This window comes from Pseudoduganella sp. R-31 (assembly GCF_049913235.1).
In the GTDB taxonomy this organism is placed as follows: domain Bacteria; phylum Pseudomonadota; class Gammaproteobacteria; order Burkholderiales; family Burkholderiaceae_D; genus Rugamonas.
Map to the genome: position 1 here is coordinate 1,745,135 of NZ_CP183986.1, position 17,072 is coordinate 1,762,206.

Genomic DNA, 17,072 nt, shown 5'->3' on the forward strand with positions numbered 1-17,072 from the left:
ATGAGCAAAACCTCCAGCGTGCAAGCCTACCGAGCAGGCTTGCTGCATTTTCACGCCGATCCGGCCTTCATCGAACACGCCCACGCCTGGCATGAGGACGGCCTGCTGATCGTGGCCGATGGCAAGGTACAGGCTGCGGGCGACTACGCCACGCTGGCGCCAACCCTGCCGCCCGGCACCGAAGTGAAGGACTGCCGCGGCAAGATCATCATGCCCGGTTTCATCGACAGCCACGTGCACTACCCGCAGACCGACATGATCGCCTCGCCGGCGCCCGGCCTGCTGCCGTGGCTCGAGCAATACACCTTCCCCACCGAGCGCCAGTTCGAAGACCCGGCGCATGGCGCCCAGGTGGCCGAGTTCTTCCTCGATGAGTTGCTGCGCAATGGCACCACGACTGCCATGGTCTACGGCACCGTGCACCCGCAATCGGTGGACGCCTTCTTCACCGCCAGCGAAAAGCGCGGGCTGCGCATGATCGCCGGCAAAGTCATGATGGACCGCCATTGCCCGGACTTCCTGTGCGACACCGCCGAACGCGGCGCCGAGGAAAGTGAAGCCCTGATCCAGCGCTGGCATAAGAAGGGGCGCTCGCTTTACGCCATCACGCCGCGCTTCGCCCCGACGTCGACGGAAACCCAGCTGCAACTGGCAGGCGAGCTGGCGCAGAAGTACCCCGACACCTTCCTGCAAACCCACGTCTCGGAGAACAAGGAAGAATGCGCCTGGGTCAAGACACTGTTCCCGCAGGCGCGCAGCTATCTCGACGTATACGACCGCTACGGCATGATGCGCCCGCGCGCCGTCTACGGTCACTGCATCTGGCTGGACGAAACCGATCGCGCGCGCATGGCCGAAGCGAAGGCCGCGGCCGCCGTGTGCCCGACCTCCAACCTGTTCCTTGGCTCCGGCCTGTTCGACTTCGAGCAGGCCGACAAGGCGGGCATGCTGCTGTCGCTGGCCACCGACGTCGGCGCGGGCACTTCGTTCAGCATGTTGCAAACGATGAATGAAGCCTATAAAGTAGCGCGCTTGAAGGGCAGCTACCTGCCTGCCATGCGCATGTTCTACCTGGCGACGCTGGGCGCCGCGCGCAGCCTGCACCTGGAAGACACGATCGGCAGTTTTGCCGCCGGCCGCGAAGCGGACTTTATCGTGATCGACCCGCAGGCCACGCCGCTGCTGGCACGCCGCAGCGCCAACACCGACAGCCTGGAAGAACAGCTGTTCGCCCTGGCGCTGCTGGGGGATGACCGCGCCGTAGCGGCGACCTATTCGGGCGGCCGCCTGGTGCATGCGCGCGGGCAGGGCTGACCGCCTCCACCACGCCTAGGAAAGAATATGCATAAGCCATTCAGCAGCCTCCTGCTTGCCGCCGCGGTATCCGCCGCCTTTGCCGCGCCGACGGCCGGCGCGGCATCGAACGCCGACATCACCGCGCGCCATTTCGCCTCGCTGGTCTCCGGCCCGGCGCCGAAGACGGCGGAACTGGCCATGTTCTTCAACAATATGCCGAAGGGCGGCGACCTGCATCACCATTATTCCGGCTCCATCTACGCCGAGCAGTACCTGGAATGGGTCGACAAGCTTGGCTACTGCGTCGACAAGACCAGCTGGAGCGTGCAGGCCGACAAGGCTGCCGACCGCAAGAACTGCGCGACCGTGGCCCAACTCGAGCAGGACCCGGTAGCTTACCGCGCCCTCCTGCACAAGTGGTCCACCATGGACTTCTACAACCACAGCGAAGACCAGCTGGCGCCCGACCTGGCTTTCTTTACCACATTCCCGCGCTTTAACGACGTGGCCTCAACCAATGGCAATGACGGCCAGAAACGCCTGAAAGAGCGCGCGATCGCGGAAAACGTGGGCTATATCGAAACCGTGTTCGAGATCGCCCCCATCACTTTCGACGCCGAATTCGACGGCAAGCTGAACGATGAAGCGGCCTTCGCTGCCTACCTGGCCAAGCTGGAAGCCAGCCCGGCCTTCAACAAGGGCATCGCCGACTACAGCGCCTACGTCGATAGCAGCAGCGCCGGCATCGACGATGAAAACTTCACCATGCGCTACCAGCCTTTCGTGTTGCGCTTCCTGTCGCCGTCGATCGTGTTCTCGCAGATGGCTGCCGGCTTCAAGATCGCTAGCCAGAATCCTAAAGTGGTGTCGGTGAACATTGTGGGCGCGGAGCATTATCCGGTCTCGATGCGCGACTACCACCTGCACATGCGCATGTATAAATTCCTGAGCGCCAAATACCCGAACGTGAAGCTGTCGCTGCACGCGGGCGAGCTGGCCCTGGGCCAGGTGCCGCCGGAAGGCCTGAAGTTCCACATCGCCGAAGCGATCGAGATCGCCGGCGCCCGCCGCATCGGCCACGGCATGGACATTGCCCACGAGCGCCAGCCGCTGGCCCTGCTGAAGAAGATGCGCGAGAAGAATATTCCGGTGGAAGTGAACCTGACTTCAAACGAATTCATCCTCGGTGTGAAAGGGGAGGCGCATCCGGTTAACATTTATCGCAAGTACGGCGTGCCGTTCGTGCTGTCGAGCGATGATACTGGCGTCAGCCGCAATACCCTGTCGAACGAGTACCTGTTGTTCGCCAGCCGCTACAAGACCAGCTACGCCGAGGTCAAAAAGCTGTCATATGACAGCATTCGCTATGGTTTCCTGTCCGACGCCGATAAACAGCGGTTGTTGAAACAACTCGACGGCCGTTTCGCCAAGTTCGAAGCCGACGTGGCAACTTCGCTGAAGTAAGCTCCTCTTTAGCCGTACTTGTGGCCCTTTCGCCACAAGTGCGCGCCTCCCTTACGCCGCCTGCAACCTTATAAAATTCTCCAGAGGCGTGCATTTCTTTATAATTCCGCCTTAACAGCCCCAGTAATTGCAGGAAAGCGTATAACGAACGGCAATTTATTTTCCCTACGTATAAATACGCAAGGGAAAATGAATTTGTGTTCAAGCGCGGCTTTCAGGCATAGTTGACGGAAAGATACGTCTACTGCACTTGGGAAGTCCCGGTCGTCACACAAATGTCACATAGCTGTCGCACCCTTGTCATCAACGGTGCCTAAAATCGCTGGGCGGCTACTATTTTTGCAACATTAGTAAAAAGCGCAAATGCGGCAAGCAGCATGTTGCCGACATTTACCAATATTTTGTTCTCTTTTGGGGTATATCAATGATGAATCATAAACGGCTCCGGCTGACGCAAATCGCGTTTAGCCTGTCTCTCGTGTTTGCCGCTCCGGCATTCGCGCAGAACACGACTTCCGCCATCGGCGGTCGTATTTCTGCTGCTGACGGCAAGCCAGCAGCTGGCGCAACCGTTACCGTGCTGCACGTAGAGTCTGGCTCGGCAAGCAATGTCGTCACCGACAGCGAAGGCCGCTACATCGCACGTGGCCTGCGCGCCGGCGGTCCGTACACGATCACCATTACCAAGAACGGCGTTTCCGAAAAGCGTGAAAACGTCTACGTTGAAGTTGCTGAAACCGCTGCCGTGGACGCCACCATCGGCCAGGCCATGCAGACCGTGACCATCGCCGGCGCCAACGCCGCACGTGCCGAGAAGTTCTCGCGCACCAATATGGGCACCCAGACCTCGATCAGCGCTTCCGAACTAGCCATCCAGGGTTCGATCAACCGCAACCTGCAAGACTACGCCCGTGCCGACCCACGCGTTTCCCAGACCGACAAGGAACGTGGCGAAATGTCGATCGCCGGCCAGAACTCGCGCTTTAACTCGATGACCATCGACGGCGTGGCTGTGAACGACACCTTCGGCCTGGAAGCCAACGGTTCCCCAACCGCCAAGCAGCCGATCTCGATCGAAGCGATCCAGTCGGTGCAGGTGAACGTTGCCAACTACGACGTCACCCAGAAGGGCTACACCGGCGGCAACATCAACGCCGTGACCAAGTCCGGCACCAACAAGGTGAAGGGTTCGGTCTACTACGTGTTCCGTAACGACACCCTGGCAGGCGACCGCTACAACCTGTCGACCGATACCTACACCGCGCCGGCGCCGTTCAAGGAAACCACCAAGGGTGCAACCCTGGGCCTGCCGCTGATCAAGGACAAGCTGTTCCTGTTCGCCGGCTACGAGAAACTGGAATCGTCGCGCGCTGCGCCGCAGTTCGGCCCAATCGGTTCGAACATGACCAACGTCGGCATCACCCCGGACGCGATCGCCCAGGCACAAGACATTTCCAGGACCAAGTATGGCTTTGACGCCGGCACTTCGCAGATCCCTGAAGGCCTGGCAATGGACGTCACCGACAAGCTGGTCAAGCTGGACTGGAACATCAACGACGACCACCGCCTGATGGTGCGCTGGTCCAAGACCGCGCAGTCCGAACCGCAGTTCCCGGGCCTGAGCAATACCGGCCTGTCGCTGAACTCCTACTGGTACGCGCAACAGAAGACGATCGAGACCAAGGTAGCCCAGCTGTACTCCGACTGGACCCCGAACTTCTCGACCGAATTCAAGCTGTCCACCCGCGACTACGATTCCGTGCCAGCGGTGAACTCCACCCTGCCGTCGATCGCCCTGCAATTCTCCGGTCCTAACCCGGCCGGCACCCCATCGGCGGTGTCGACCGGCAACCGCTTCCTGAACTTCGGTACCGAGTTCTCGCGCCAGCGTAACGTGCTGGGCACCAAGACCCTGGACGCTTACCTGGGCGGCAACTTGGCGATGGGCGACCACCAGCTCAAGTTCGGCGGCGACCTGAACAAGAACGAAGTCACCAACGCCTTCCTGCAGGGCGTGTACGGTTCCTACACCTTCGCTTGCCTGAACAACGTGAGCTACGCATTCAATGGCAACAAGCCTCTCACTTCTTGTGGGGCTGCCACCAACGCGCAAATCACCGCTGCCGTGCTGGAGAACTACGCCAACGGTCGCCCATCGAGCTTCTCGGTGCAGGTGCCACAGGCTGGCCGCAGCTTCAACGACGCCATCGCCCACTTCACCTTGAAGTCCTATGGCCTGTTCCTGCAGGACACCTGGACTGTGAACGATCGCCTGAGCCTGATGGCCGGCGTGCGTGTCGACTACGCCGACCTGCCTGAGTCGCCGACCCTGAACGCCGCCGTGGCTGCTGCCCCAGTGCCGGGCACAGCTGCAACCCAGGGCCGCCAGACCGGTGGTTTCGGCCTGGACAACACCAACACCATCGATGGCCAGAAGCTGTTCCAGCCGCGCGTTGGCTTCAACTACAAGCTGAACACCGAGCGCCCAACCCAGATCCGCGGTGGCGCCGGCCTGTTCCAGGGCGCGGCCATGTCCGTATGGCTGGGCAACCCATACCAGAACAACGGCGTGGCCACCATGACCATCCAGTGCGGCAGCTCCTCGGTGACCTGCCCGACCGGCATCTTCACCCCGGACGTGAACAAGCAGCCGACATTGAACGGTGGTTCGCCGCCAGTTGCCAACGTCGATGTGCTTGCCAAAGGCCTGCGTCAGCCTTCCGTATGGAAAGCTAACATTGCCTTCGACACCGAACTGCCTTGGTACAACGTCGTATTCGGCGCAGAACTGCTGAAGCTGAAAACCAAAGACTCGATCTACTACCAGAACCTGAACCTGGGTGCTCCACAGAAGATCGGTACCGACGGCCGTCCGCTGTACTACACCGACAAGGCGCTGCAGCCAGGTTGCTGGTCTGCAACTGGCCTGACCACCACCAACGGCACCGCTCCAGGCAGCCCGCAGTGCTCTGGCGCACGCAGCAAGGCAAACAGCAATGACAAATACGGCAACGTACTGGTCGCCACCAACACCAAGGAAGGCGACAGCACCCTGGCGACCGTGTCCCTGAGCCGTCCGCTGCTGGGTGGCTTCGGCTGGTCGATGGCTTACACCTACACTGACGCCAAGGAAGTTTCGCCTCTGACCTCGTCGACCTCCGGCTCGAACTACGGTTCCCGTCCGGCTTTCAACCCGAACGAAGAAGTTGCCTCCAACTCCTCGTACCTGGTGAAGGATCGCTTCAATGCGATGATCAACTTCCGCAAGGCCTTCTTCGGCAACTACAATACCACCTTCGGCCTGTTCTATGAAGGCAAAACCGGCAAGCCATACAGCTGGACCTTCAACAACGACATGAACGGCGACGGCACCAACTCGAATGACCTAATGTACATTCCTTCGGCGCCGCGTTCGGGTGAAGTCATCTTCGTGGGCGACACTGCAACCAACCACGCCAATGAAGACCGCTTCTGGGCGACCGTTGACCAGTACCGCTCCCTGCGTAATGCCAAGGGCGGCGTCGTGAAGCGTAACGATTCGTTCGCTCCATGGACCCATTCCTTCGACGTGCGCGTGAAGCAGGAAATCCCTGGCCTGTTCGCAGGTAACAAGGCTTCCTTCACCTTCGACATCTTCAACGTCGGCAACCTGCTGAACAAGAAGTGGGGCCATATCAACGAAGTCGGCTTCAACTCCGCCGGCGGCCACGCTCGTTCCTTCGTGGACTTCGCAGGTGTTGATCCAGCTACCGGCAAGTACGTGTACCGCGTGCGCGATTCCGTGGAAGACTACGAAGTTCGCCAGGTCAAGGGCGAGTCGCAGTGGGCCATCCAGGCAACCCTGCGCTACGAGTTCTAAGCTTGAGTGTATGAAGCAGAAACGGGCCGCAAGGCCCGTTTTTTTTGTGCGTAACATATCGTTTCCCGATATGCGCCATGAGCAGCGGGACCTGTACAATCTCCTTTTATCCAGAACGATTCCCATGAAGCCTTTCCTGCGTCCACTGGCCTTGGCGGCCTTGCTGGCTGGCTGCGCAACGCAGCGTCCCGATAACCAGGTCGAGTTGACCCTGGTAGGCCTGAATGACCTGCACGGCCACCTGGAAGCTTCGCGTTTCGATGACGCCGCCAAGGCCGGCGGCATCGATGCGGTGGCCGCCACGGTACAGGCTTGGCGCAAGGAAGATCCGGACCTGGTGGTGGTCGGTGCCGGCGACATGATTGGCGCCAGCCCGGCCATGTCGGCGATGTTCGCCGACGAGCCGACCATCCAGGCCCTGAACCTGCTCGGCATGCGCGCCACTTCGGTCGGCAACCATGAATTCGACGCCGGCCGCGTGGAGCTGCTGCGCCAGGCCAGGGGCGGCTGCGCAAATTCGCCTCGTCCCGAGAAAGCCTGCAAATTCAATCCATCCTGGGATGGCGCCAGGTTCAGCTACCTGGCCGCCAACGTGATCGACCTCCGCACCAACCAGACCTTGCTGCCTGCCTACCGCATCGATGAGGTGAAAGGCGTGAAGCTTGCCTTCATCGGCACCGTGCTGAAAGACACACCGGAACTCGTGGCCGCGGGCGGCATCAGCGGCCTGCAATTCATCGACGAGGCGCAGGCGGTCAATCGCCTGCTGCCGGAACTGCGCGCGCAAGGCGCGACGGTCTTCGTGGTGCTGATCCACCAGGGCGGCCATTCCAAGGCTCGCTACGACCAGCAGTACTGCAGCGACCTCGATGGCGACATCGCCGACGTGGTCAAGCGCCTCGACCCCGCCATACGGCTGGTGGTGAGCGGTCATTCGCACACGGGCTACCTGTGCCGGGTGGACGGCAAGCTGGTGACGCAGGCTGAAAAGTTCGGCCATATGCTGTCGCGCATCTCGCTGGTGGTGGACCGCCAGACCGGCGCCGTGGTCGACGCCAGTGCACGCAATATCGTGGTGGAGCCGGGTAAATATGCCGGCATGCCGGAAGTGGGTGCGCTGCTCGCGTCGGTGCGCGCACGCAGCAGCGATGAGCTGAACAAGCCCGTGGCGAAGATCGCCGTGCCTTCGATCAGCAAGCAGTTGATGCCGAATGCAGACGAATCGCCGCTGGGCCAGGTGGTGGCGGACGCCATCCTCGCATCGGCCCGCAAATGGGGCGCGCAGATTGCATTCACCAATACCGGCGGCATCCGCACCACGCTCGAAGCCGGTGCCGACAAAGTGGTGAGCGTGGCGCAAACCCAGGTTGTGCTGCCGTTCGGGAATGAAATCGTGGTGATGAACCTGACTGGCGCGCAAATCCTGGCGCTGCTGGAAGGGCAATGGAACGGCAGCGAGGCCGACAAGCGCGGCTTGCTGCAGGTGTCGGAAGGCTTCACCTATTCCTGGGATACCCGCAAGCCGAAGGGCCAGCGCATCGTGCGCGACAGCGTCAAGCTGAATGGCGCGCCGATCGATGAAGGCGCCAGCTACCGCGTGGCGGTCTATAACTTCCTGGCCGAAGGCAACGACGGCTTCGTGACTTTCCGCCAGGGCAGCAACCAGGCGGCGACCGGCGTGCGCGATGTCGATTCGCTGCGCGGCTACCTGGTGCGCCTGGAGCAGGACAACAAGCCGGCCGGCACTTACGGAGCCGTTCCGCGCATCATTCGCATCAAGTAAGGAAAGGAAGGCTATGCGCCGCTATCTCCTCGCAGCCGCACTGGCTACATGTTTCACTAGCGCCCACGCGGCTTTCCAGATCCCCGGCTTTGAACTGGTGCAGACCGCGCCGGTTGAAACCACGCTGAAGAGCGACGACCTGCGCGGTCCCGCCGAGGTCTGGACCGAGTTGTTCGACAACGCGAAATCGGAAATCTGCATCGGCCAGTTCTACATCGCAAGCGAGCCGGGCTCGCCGTTCGAGAAGGTGATCGAGCGTCTGGAAGCGGCCGGCAAGCGCGGCGTGAAAATCCGCTTCCTGATCGACAAGAAGGGCGTGACGGGCCTGTCGGACAAGGCCACCGTGGAACGCGTGCGCGCCATCCCGAACCTCGAGATGCGCGTACTGGACGTCAGCCAGCTCACAGGCAACGGCATCATCCACGCCAAATACCTGACCGTGGACCACAAGCAGGCCTTTATCGGCAGCCAGAATTTCGACTGGCGTGCGTTCACGCACATCCACGAAACCGGCTTGCGCATCAGCGATGCCAGGATCGTCGGCCAGGTGCAGGCGATCTTCGAGCAGGACTGGTCCGCGCAAGCGGCCCTGGCCGCCGGCAAGACGGTCGCGCCGCTGCAAGCCAAGGCCCCCATCCTGGCCGGCGCACCTGCGGCCGCCACCCTGGCGTCGGCGCTGCCGGCTGAGGCGAATTTCCTGATCGCGAGCCCGGGCGGCTTCAACCCGGCTGGCGTGCCCGATTCGGAAGTCGTGTTGCCGGCGCTGCTGGCCGACGCGAAACAGGAAATCCGCGTTTCGATGCTGGACTACGCGCCGTTGAGCTACGGCCCGAATGGCACGCGCCCATTCTACGCGGTCGTCGACAATGCGCTGCGCGCCGCCGCTACGCGCGGGGTCAAGGTCAAGCTGCTGGTGTCCAACTGGAACCTCGAGGCGCCTGCCATCCAGCACCTGAAATCGCTGGCCATGCTGTCGAACGTGGAAGTGCGCATCGTGACAATTCCGAAAGCCTCCACTGGCTTCATTCCATTTGCCCGCGTATGGCATAGCAAGACCCTGGTCATCGACGGCAAGCTGGCATGGGTCGGCACCAGCAACTGGGCCGGCGGCTACTTCGACCTGTCGCGCAATATGGAAGTGGTGATGCGCAACGAAGCCATGGCCAAGCGCCTGTATGCGCTTCAGGAGCAGGCCTGGAGCTCGCAGTATGCCGAGCCGCTGGAGGTCAACAAGAACTACCCGAAACCGAACAAAGGCAAAGAAGAATGAAGAAACTCGCATTGATCGCCGCGCTGTCCGGCGCCTTCCTGTCCCCCAACGCCATGGCCTGGGGTAACGCAGGCCACCGCATCGTTGGCGCGATCGCGGATAATCTGATCAAGGGCTCCAACGCGGAGAAGCAGCTCAAGGCCCTGCTGCAACCGGGAGAAGACCTGGAAAAGATCGCCAACTGGGCTGACTGCGTGAAGGGCACTTTCTGCGGCCCGCAGACGCAGGAAATGAACGATTACGTGGCGGCGCATCCGAAGCACAGCGAATACCATTACACCGACGTGCCGTTCCAGCTGACCGAATACCACCTGCACGGCGCGGGCACATCTGAACATGACGTGGTGCAGGTGCTGCAGCAATGCATCGCGACCTTGCAGGGCAAGGGCGACGGCAAGTTCACGCCGCGCCAGGCGCTGCTGATCCTGACCCACCTGGCCGGCGATATCCACCAGCCGCTGCATGTTGGCGCGGCCTTCGTCGACAAGGAAGGCAAGTTCGTGGTGCCGAAGTCCGACAAGGAAATCGACTCCCTGAACATCTTCGATTCGCGCGGCGGCAACAACCTGCAGATGGATGAAGCGGCACTGGCCGCGGCCAGCGCCAAGAGCGGCATCCCCGCTGGCGACGAGGCTCCATCCAAGTACCCGACCAAGCCGTTCCACTCCTATTGGGACACCACGGTAGTCGACTACGCCATGCGCCGCAGCAGCATGCGCACGGTGGACAAGTTCAGCCAATGGGCGATCGACGGCAAACCGGTCGTCACGCTGCCGAAGGGCGAGGCGATCACCTGGCCCGCGCAATGGGCCAACGATTCGCTGGTGGCCGCCAAGCAGGCTTACGCCGACGTCAAAGTGGGCGTGGCCAGCAAGCAGACCAGCCGCAACGGCGAAAGCTACACCGTGTGGGCGATGACCGTGCCGGACAGCTATCCAGTGCCATCGTCCGCCCTCGCGCGCGAGCAGTTGATTAAGGGCGGCTACAACCTGGCCGGCCTGCTGCAAAAGATCTGGCCATAAAGCCGTAGACGATGGCCTCCCAGCTCCCACCGAATACCCGGCTTCCTGCCAGTATCTGGGTGCTGGGGCTGGTAAGCATGCTGATGGACATTTCATCGGAAATGATCCACAGCCTGCTTCCCCTGTTCATGGTCGGAACGCTCGGCGCTAGCGGCCTGGCAGTGGGCATCCTGGAAGGCCTGGCGGAAGCCACAGCGCTGTGCGTGAAAGTATTTTCTGGCGCATTGAGCGACTACCTTGGCAAGCGCAAACTGCTGGTCGCTTGCGGCTACGGCCTGGCCGCCCTGTCGAAGCCCTTGTTTGCCATCGCAGGTTCGATGCCGGTGGTTGCCACGGCCCGCCTGCTGGACCGGATGGGAAAGGGCATTCGCGGCGCGCCGCGCGACGCCATGCTTGCCGACCTGGCGCCTCAGTCCATGCGCGGAGCGGCATTTGGTTTGCGCCAAGCCCTGGACACCGTGGGCGCCTGTGCCGGCCCCTTGCTGGCATCGGGCTTGATGCTGTTGTGGGCGAATGACTTCAGAAAAGTGTTCTGGATCGCGGCGATTCCAGCTTCGCTTTCCGTGTTGCTGCTGTTCGTGGGGGTACGTGAACCGGGTGCAAAGCATGGCCGGGAGCGCGTCAATCCTCTGCGCCGCGACCAGTTGCGCCAGTTGGACCGGCAATTCTGGTGGCTGGCAGCCCTGGGCGTATTGTTCATGCTGGCCCGCTTCAGCGAAGCGTTCCTGGTCTTGCGCGCACAGGAGCGCGGCATGGCCCTGCAACAGGTCCCGCTGGTGATGGGGGCGATGAGTTTCGTCTACGCGCTGAGCGCCTATCCGTTCGGTCAATTGGCGGATCGACTGAGCGGCTCGCGCCTGCTTGCGATCGGGCTGCTGGTATTGGTTGCCGCCGATGCCGTGCTGGCGTCGGCCAAAGGCTGGCAGGGTGTGATCGCAGGCGTATTGCTGTGGGGGCTGCACATGGGCATGACGCAAGGATTGCTGTCGGCGATGGTGGCCAATGCTGCGCCGGCGCATTTGCGCGGTACGGCTTTCGGCCTGTTCAACCTGGCCAGCGGTGCGGCATTGCTGGCGTCGAGTGCGTTCGCAGGCTGGCTGTGGGATTGCTTTGGCCCTGCCGTCACTTTCGGCGCAGGCGCGGTGTTTGCCTTGCTGGCGCTTGCGGTGCTGCCCTTCCTGCCGCGCCGCCCCCAGTCTAGGGCTTGAACCACAATTCGCTGCGCTGGAGCGGAGTGTCCGGCGGCAGTGCCGGGTTTGGCAGCTCAATGATGCGCCGCGATGCGATCCGGGCCCGCTCGACCAGCGGGCCTTTGTGTTTGTTGAACAGCGCTATGAGCGAGCCGTCTTTAACCATCATCTCCATGCCGGTCCTGATCCGCTCGGCGAGCCTGTCGCCGGCCGCATCGCGCCGGACGAAGAAGTAGCGGGGCAGGGGGTAACGCAGCATCAGGGTGGGTTCGATCACGATGTCCGTGTGCTGCTTGCGGATCGCGTCATATTCGTTCGGCGCCTCGTCCAGTGCGCGAGGGAAAAAATCGAAACGTCCTGCCTCCAGCATGCCAAACAGGCTGCCGGGGCGGGGGGATTCCACCACGACGATGCCGGCCGCCGACAGCACGGCAGAATCGATCCAGCCCTGGCCTTGGCCGGCGCTCAGGTGCCGCAAGTCTTCCAGCGTGCGAATTGTCGCGAAGCGCGGCAAGTCGGCTTTGCGCACCAACAGCAAGCGCATGCCCATCAGGCCCCGGTCGATCGGGATGCGCACCGGCTGGAACTGCGTTTCCAGGTCGCGCTGGGTGGCGCGGGCAATGATGTTGATGGAACCATTGCTGCGGCCCAGCTCCTGGAGCATGCGCGGCACGGATACCGGCTCATTCGATGGCGCCAGGGTAAAGGGACCGTATTTTCCGGACGTCTTTTCCAGGGCTGCGCGCAAGACGACCCAGTCGAAACCCTTGCTGGTGTCGAGTATGGAGAAATAGCGGGGATATACCACCTGCATAGGCGGGCTGTCGTGCGCCCGTGCCGGCAATCCCAGTGAGCAAATTGCCGCAGGCAATAATTTGAGCAAGAGCCAGTTGCGCCGGTTCATCAGAGACTCCTTGGTCTATGCAATATAGACCTCCGGCACGCCCGGCACAACAGTGATCCGTGTTGCGCACGGCATACCGGCTGGGCTCGCTCCATGCCAGCCTGCTGTTAGCATCAAAGCTCGGTTTTCACGAGGGAGGGCACCATGGCACGCAAACTTGGTTTGGCGCTGGCTCTTGCTTGCGCCGCTGGCAGCGCTTGGGCTGACGAATGGCGATTCAGTTACACGGGTTTTAACGAGAATGGCGTGTTCCAGCAAGACGCGCGCGTCGACGGAGGCTTTCGCGGCACGGACATGGATCTCGATGGCGTCATTTCCCTGGCGGAGCTGACCTCGTTGTCTATCGCGGGGCGCGATTACCTGGATGGATGCCTGAGCCTGAGCGACCCGTATTTCCGCTGCGAGATTGGCGCATTCAGTTATAAGTTGACGGGGCAATTGACGATCGATGCCAATTGGTGGGGCAATGACGAAGCGTTCTCCGGCTGGGGCGCGGGCTTTCGCACGGGCGACCAATACTCGCAATGGAGCTACGGATGGGAAGAATGGAGCCGCACCTGGTACTGGAGCAGCCAGACTGTTTTCGGCATCACGCCAGCCCCGATTCCGGAACCTGCGGCGGGACTGATGCTGCTGGCGGGGTTGGCGACCCTGGCCGGCCTGGGCCGGCGCAGGGTGGAGGAGGGTGCGCTTAGCGCGACTTGACGAACGGTACGCCGATGGCTTTCGGCGCCACCGACTTGGCCATCAGGCCGGCCAGCACAATCACGGTGACAACGTAAGGCACCATCTGGATCAGTGCGCCCGGAATGCGGCCGATCACCGGCAGGTCTACGCCTTCAAGCTGGATCTGCACGGCGCCGAAGAAGCCGAACATCAGGCAGCCGAGGAAGGTGTACACCGGACGCCAGTTGCCGAACACCATGGCGGTCAGCGCCAGGTATCCGGCACCGGCCGACATATCGCGCAGGAAGAAGCCCGATTGCACGATGGCCAGGTAGGCGCCCGAGAAGGAGCACAGGATGCCGGCGATCAGCATGGCGGCGTAGCGGGTGCGTTCAACGGACACGCCGGCTGCGTCGGCTGCGTGCGGGTTCTCGCCGCAGGCGCGCAGGCGCAGGCCGAAGCGCGAGTGATACAGGAACCAGTGCACCAGCGGCACCAGGATGAAGGCCAGGTAGACCAGCACGGAATGGCCGCCAATCAGCTTGGTGTAGAACCAGCCGAGGAAAGGCACGTCAGCCACGGCGGCGCTGCCAGGCAGCACCACGTCGAACAGGCGCGCGTCGCCCAGGTCAGGGGTGCGGCCGCCTTGCTGGAAGAAATATTGCGCGACCACGAAGGTCAGGCCGCTCATGGCGATATTGATCGCGATGCCGCCCACGAGCTGGTTGCCCTTCTGGGTGACGGCGACAAAGCCTTGCAGCATGGCCAGGATGACGGAGACGCCCATGCCGGCGAGGATGCCAAGCCATGGGCTGCGTGTCGTGAAAGCGACGGCAGCCGATACGAAGGCTGAGGCCAGGATTTTGCCTTCCAGGCCGATGTCGATCACGCCGGAGCGTTCCGCAAACAGGCCGGCCATGGCGGCGAAAATCAGCACCGGCGCATTGCGCACGGTGGAGACGAGAATGGAGCCCAGGTGGAGATCTTCGAAAGTCATGGTCTTAACCTTTGCGTGCTTTGAGCAGCTTGATGATGGCCGGGGCGTACAGGTATTCCATCGCACCGCAGAACAGGATGATCAGGCCCTGGATGAAAATGAAGGTTTCGGTCGGAATGTTCGGTTTTTCCAGCGACAGGTCGAAACCACCCTGGGTCAAGGCGCCAAACAGGATGGACGACAGGAGGATGCCTACCGGGTGCTGGCGGCCCATCAGGGCAATAGCGATGCCGACGAAGCCCGCGCCGCCAACAAAGTTAAGCGACAGGTAGTGGGTCGAACCCATGATGGAGTTGACTGCGCCCAGTCCGGCCAGCGCGCCCGAGATCAGCATGACGAGGATGATCATGGCGCTGATTTTGACGCCGGCGTAGTGGGCCGCATGCTGGTTCAGGCCCAGCGCGCGGATCTTGTAGCCCCAGGCCGAGCGCCACATGACAACGCCGTAGATGACCAGCGCGATAATGGCGAAGAAGAAGCCGATGTTGAGCGGGGTCTCGCCCAGGATCGGGAACCAGGCGTTCAGGCGCGGCATTTCGGCAGCGGCAGAGAACACGCGCGAGGCGGTATTCTGCTCGCCGGCCGGGATCAGGTACTTGACGATGATGAAGTTCATCAGCGAGGCGCAGATGAAGTTGAACATGATCGTGGTCACGACGATGTGCGAGCCGCGCTTGGCTTGCAGGTAGCCGGGAATGAAGGCCCACAGGGCGCCGAACAGGGCGGCGCCGATGATGCCTGCCGGGATCAGCAGGTACCATGGCAGGGATGCGTCAAAGGCCAGCATGGCCAGCGTCACGCCAAGGCCGCCGAAATACATCTGGCCTTCGGCGCCGATGTTGAACAGGCCGGCCTGCATGGCGATCGACACGGCCAGGCCGGTGAACACCAGGGTGGAGGCGTAGAACAGCGTGTAGCTCAGGCCTTCCGGGTTAATGATGGCGCTGTTGATCAGGATCTGCATCGACTCCAGCGGATCTTCGCCCATCAGGTGGATCGCCAGGGCGGCCACCAGCAAGGCGGACAGCAGGTTCAGGATGGGCAGGACAAGGCCGGTTGCCCAGCGTGGCATATCGTTCGTGGTCATGATCAGTGCTTATGCATGCCACCCATCAGCAAGCCGATGCGGGTGGTGTCGAATTCGTCGATTTTCAGTTCGCCGGTAATTTTGCCGCCGCACATCACGAGGATGCGGTCGGCCAGGGCGCGTACTTCTTCCAGTTCCACCGATACCAGCAGGATCGCCACGCCCTGGTCGCGCAGGGCCAGCAGCTGGGTGTGGATGGATTCGATGGTGCCGATGTCCACGCCGCGGGTCGGCTGGCCGACCAGCATCAGCTTCGGCTTGGCCAGCACTTCGCGCGCGATCACCACCTTCTGCTGGTTACCGCCGGAGAGCAAGCCAATGCGCAGGTCCGGATTGGCCGGGCGCACGTCGAACTCTTTCATCAGGCCGGCGCAGCGTTGTGCGATGCCTTTGAAGTCGATCAGGCCCCATTTGTTCTTGACCTTGTCCTGGTAGCCGAAGAAGGTGTTCTGCATGACCGAGAAAGCCTTGATCACGCCGTCGCGCAGGCGGTCTTCCGGCACATGGCCGATGCCCAGTTCACGGAATTTGGTCGGCAGGCCGTCGGCATCCCCGCGTTTCGGGAAGGGCAGGGCCTTGCCTTCGAAGTCCACTTCCCCGGAGGTCGGCAGCTTCATGCCGGAGAGGATTTCCATCAGCTCGGACTGGCCGTTGCCGGACACGCCAGCAATCGCCACGATCTCGCCGGCGCGCAGGGTGAAGTTGATATCCTGCAGCAGCTTGACGCCGTTGTCGTCGGACAGCTGCAGGTTCTTCACTTCCAGCACGGCCTTGCCTGGATTGTATTCACCGCGCGGCAGGTTGTTCTCGATCGGACGGCCCACCATCATCTGGGCCAGTTCTTCCTTGGTGGTATCGGCAGTCTGCACCGCACCCACTACACGGCCGCCGCGCATCACGGTAACCGTGTCGGTGATGTCCTTGATCTCCTGCAGTTTGTGGGTGATCAGGATGATGGTCTTGCCCTGTTCCTTGAACAGCTTCAAGATCTCGAACAGCGATTCGGTCTCCTGGGCGGTCAGCACGGCGGTCGGCTCGTCCAGGATCAGGATGTTGGCCGAACGGTAGATCTGCTTCAGGATCTCGACGCGCTGCTGGGCGCCCACCGACAGGTCGTGGATGGTGGCCAGCGGGTCGACGTCCAGGCGATAGCGGTCGCAGATTTCGCGCAGCTTTTTCTCGACGGCGGCGCGGTGCTCGCGCAGGCGGAAGCCGCCTTCGCTGCCCAGCATCACGTTATCGAGCACGGTCATGTTCTCGACCAGCATGAAGTGCTGGTGCACCATGCCGATGCCAAGGCGGATCGCTTCGTGGGAATTGTGGATGTGCTGCACCTTACCGTCCAGCAGGATCTCACCGCCATCTGCGCGGTAATAGCCGTAAAGGATGCTCATCAAGGTCGACTTGCCGGCGCCGTTCTCACCCACCAGGCCATGGATGGCCCCTTTGGCGATGGAGAAACTGACGTCCGTATTCGCCTTCACCGCCCCAAAGTGCTTGGATATATTGCGGAATTCAACTGCTGGCGTCATAA

General features: G+C 62.0%; 12 protein-coding genes. 8 read left to right on the plus strand and 4 right to left on the minus strand.

Translation table 11 applies throughout. From position 1 onward, the window contains the following. The 7 genes from guaD to ACN9MY_RS08130 all read left to right on the plus strand — a co-directional run bounded on the left by guaD (window position 1) and on the right by ACN9MY_RS08130 (window position 11,902). Window positions 1-1,314, plus strand: coding sequence for a guanine deaminase (gene guaD, locus ACN9MY_RS08100; protein ID WP_426337109.1), 1,314 nt, complete (start codon window positions 1-3; stop codon window positions 1,312-1,314). A gap of 27 nt (window positions 1,315-1,341) precedes the next feature. After that, window positions 1,342-2,760 carry an adenosine deaminase family protein gene (locus tag ACN9MY_RS08105; protein WP_426321570.1) on the plus strand — a complete coding sequence of 473 codons (1,419 nt, stop codon included), beginning with the start codon at window positions 1,342-1,344 and terminating at the stop codon, window positions 2,758-2,760. A gap of 424 nt (window positions 2,761-3,184) precedes the next feature. Beyond that, entirely contained in the window at window positions 3,185-6,619 is a 3,435-nt protein-coding gene (locus ACN9MY_RS08110) for a TonB-dependent receptor domain-containing protein (protein ID WP_426321572.1), read from the plus strand. A gap of 124 nt (window positions 6,620-6,743) precedes the next feature. Next, on the plus strand, window positions 6,744-8,402 hold the full coding sequence (locus ACN9MY_RS08115; protein WP_426321574.1) for a bifunctional metallophosphatase/5'-nucleotidase: 1,659 nt from the start codon (window positions 6,744-6,746) through the stop codon (window positions 8,400-8,402). 13 nt (window positions 8,403-8,415) lie between these two features. Beyond that, the gene (locus tag ACN9MY_RS08120; RefSeq protein WP_426337110.1) at window positions 8,416-9,672 is read left to right on the plus strand and encodes a phospholipase D-like domain-containing protein; all 1,257 of its coding nucleotides are present in this window, start codon (window positions 8,416-8,418) and stop codon (window positions 9,670-9,672) included. Beyond that, the gene (locus ACN9MY_RS08125) at window positions 9,669-10,694 is read left to right on the plus strand and encodes a S1/P1 nuclease (RefSeq protein ID WP_426321578.1); all 1,026 of its coding nucleotides are present in this window, start codon (window positions 9,669-9,671) and stop codon (window positions 10,692-10,694) included. Before ACN9MY_RS08120 ends, ACN9MY_RS08125 begins: the two co-directional genes overlap by 4 nt. An 11-nt stretch (window positions 10,695-10,705) precedes the next feature. Beyond that, the gene (locus ACN9MY_RS08130) at window positions 10,706-11,902 is read left to right on the plus strand and encodes an MFS transporter (RefSeq protein WP_426169443.1); all 1,197 of its coding nucleotides are present in this window, start codon (window positions 10,706-10,708) and stop codon (window positions 11,900-11,902) included. On the opposite strand, the gene ACN9MY_RS08135 is transcribed toward ACN9MY_RS08130, so the two are convergent. Next, complete coding sequence (locus ACN9MY_RS08135; protein ID WP_426169446.1) at window positions 11,892-12,788, minus strand: hypothetical protein; 897 nt, start codon at window positions 12,786-12,788, stop codon at window positions 11,892-11,894. The two genes, ACN9MY_RS08130 and ACN9MY_RS08135, sit on opposite strands and share 11 nt — an antisense overlap. A 144-nt stretch (window positions 12,789-12,932) precedes the next feature. On the opposite strand from ACN9MY_RS08135, the gene ACN9MY_RS08140 reads away from it, so the two are divergent. Further along, on the plus strand, window positions 12,933-13,493 hold the full coding sequence (locus tag ACN9MY_RS08140) for a hypothetical protein (protein ID WP_426321581.1): 561 nt from the start codon (window positions 12,933-12,935) through the stop codon (window positions 13,491-13,493). Here ACN9MY_RS08140 and ACN9MY_RS08145 read toward each other — a convergent pair. Genes ACN9MY_RS08145 through ACN9MY_RS08155 form a run of 3 tightly spaced genes read right to left on the minus strand, consistent with a single transcriptional unit; the run spans window position 13,480 to window position 17,070 of the window. Beyond that, a complete protein-coding gene (locus ACN9MY_RS08145; protein WP_426321583.1) occupies window positions 13,480-14,451 on the minus strand; it encodes an ABC transporter permease in 972 nt (323 codons plus the stop codon). The genes ACN9MY_RS08140 and ACN9MY_RS08145 overlap by 14 nt on opposite strands. Before the next feature lie 4 nt (window positions 14,452-14,455). Further along, a complete protein-coding gene (locus ACN9MY_RS08150) occupies window positions 14,456-15,538 on the minus strand; it encodes an ABC transporter permease (protein ID WP_426169454.1) in 1,083 nt (360 codons plus the stop codon). A gap of 2 nt (window positions 15,539-15,540) precedes the next feature. Further along, on the minus strand, window positions 15,541-17,070 hold the full coding sequence (locus ACN9MY_RS08155; RefSeq protein ID WP_426169457.1) for an ABC transporter ATP-binding protein: 1,530 nt from the start codon (window positions 17,068-17,070) through the stop codon (window positions 15,541-15,543). Window positions 17,071-17,072: the final 2 nt, after the last annotated feature.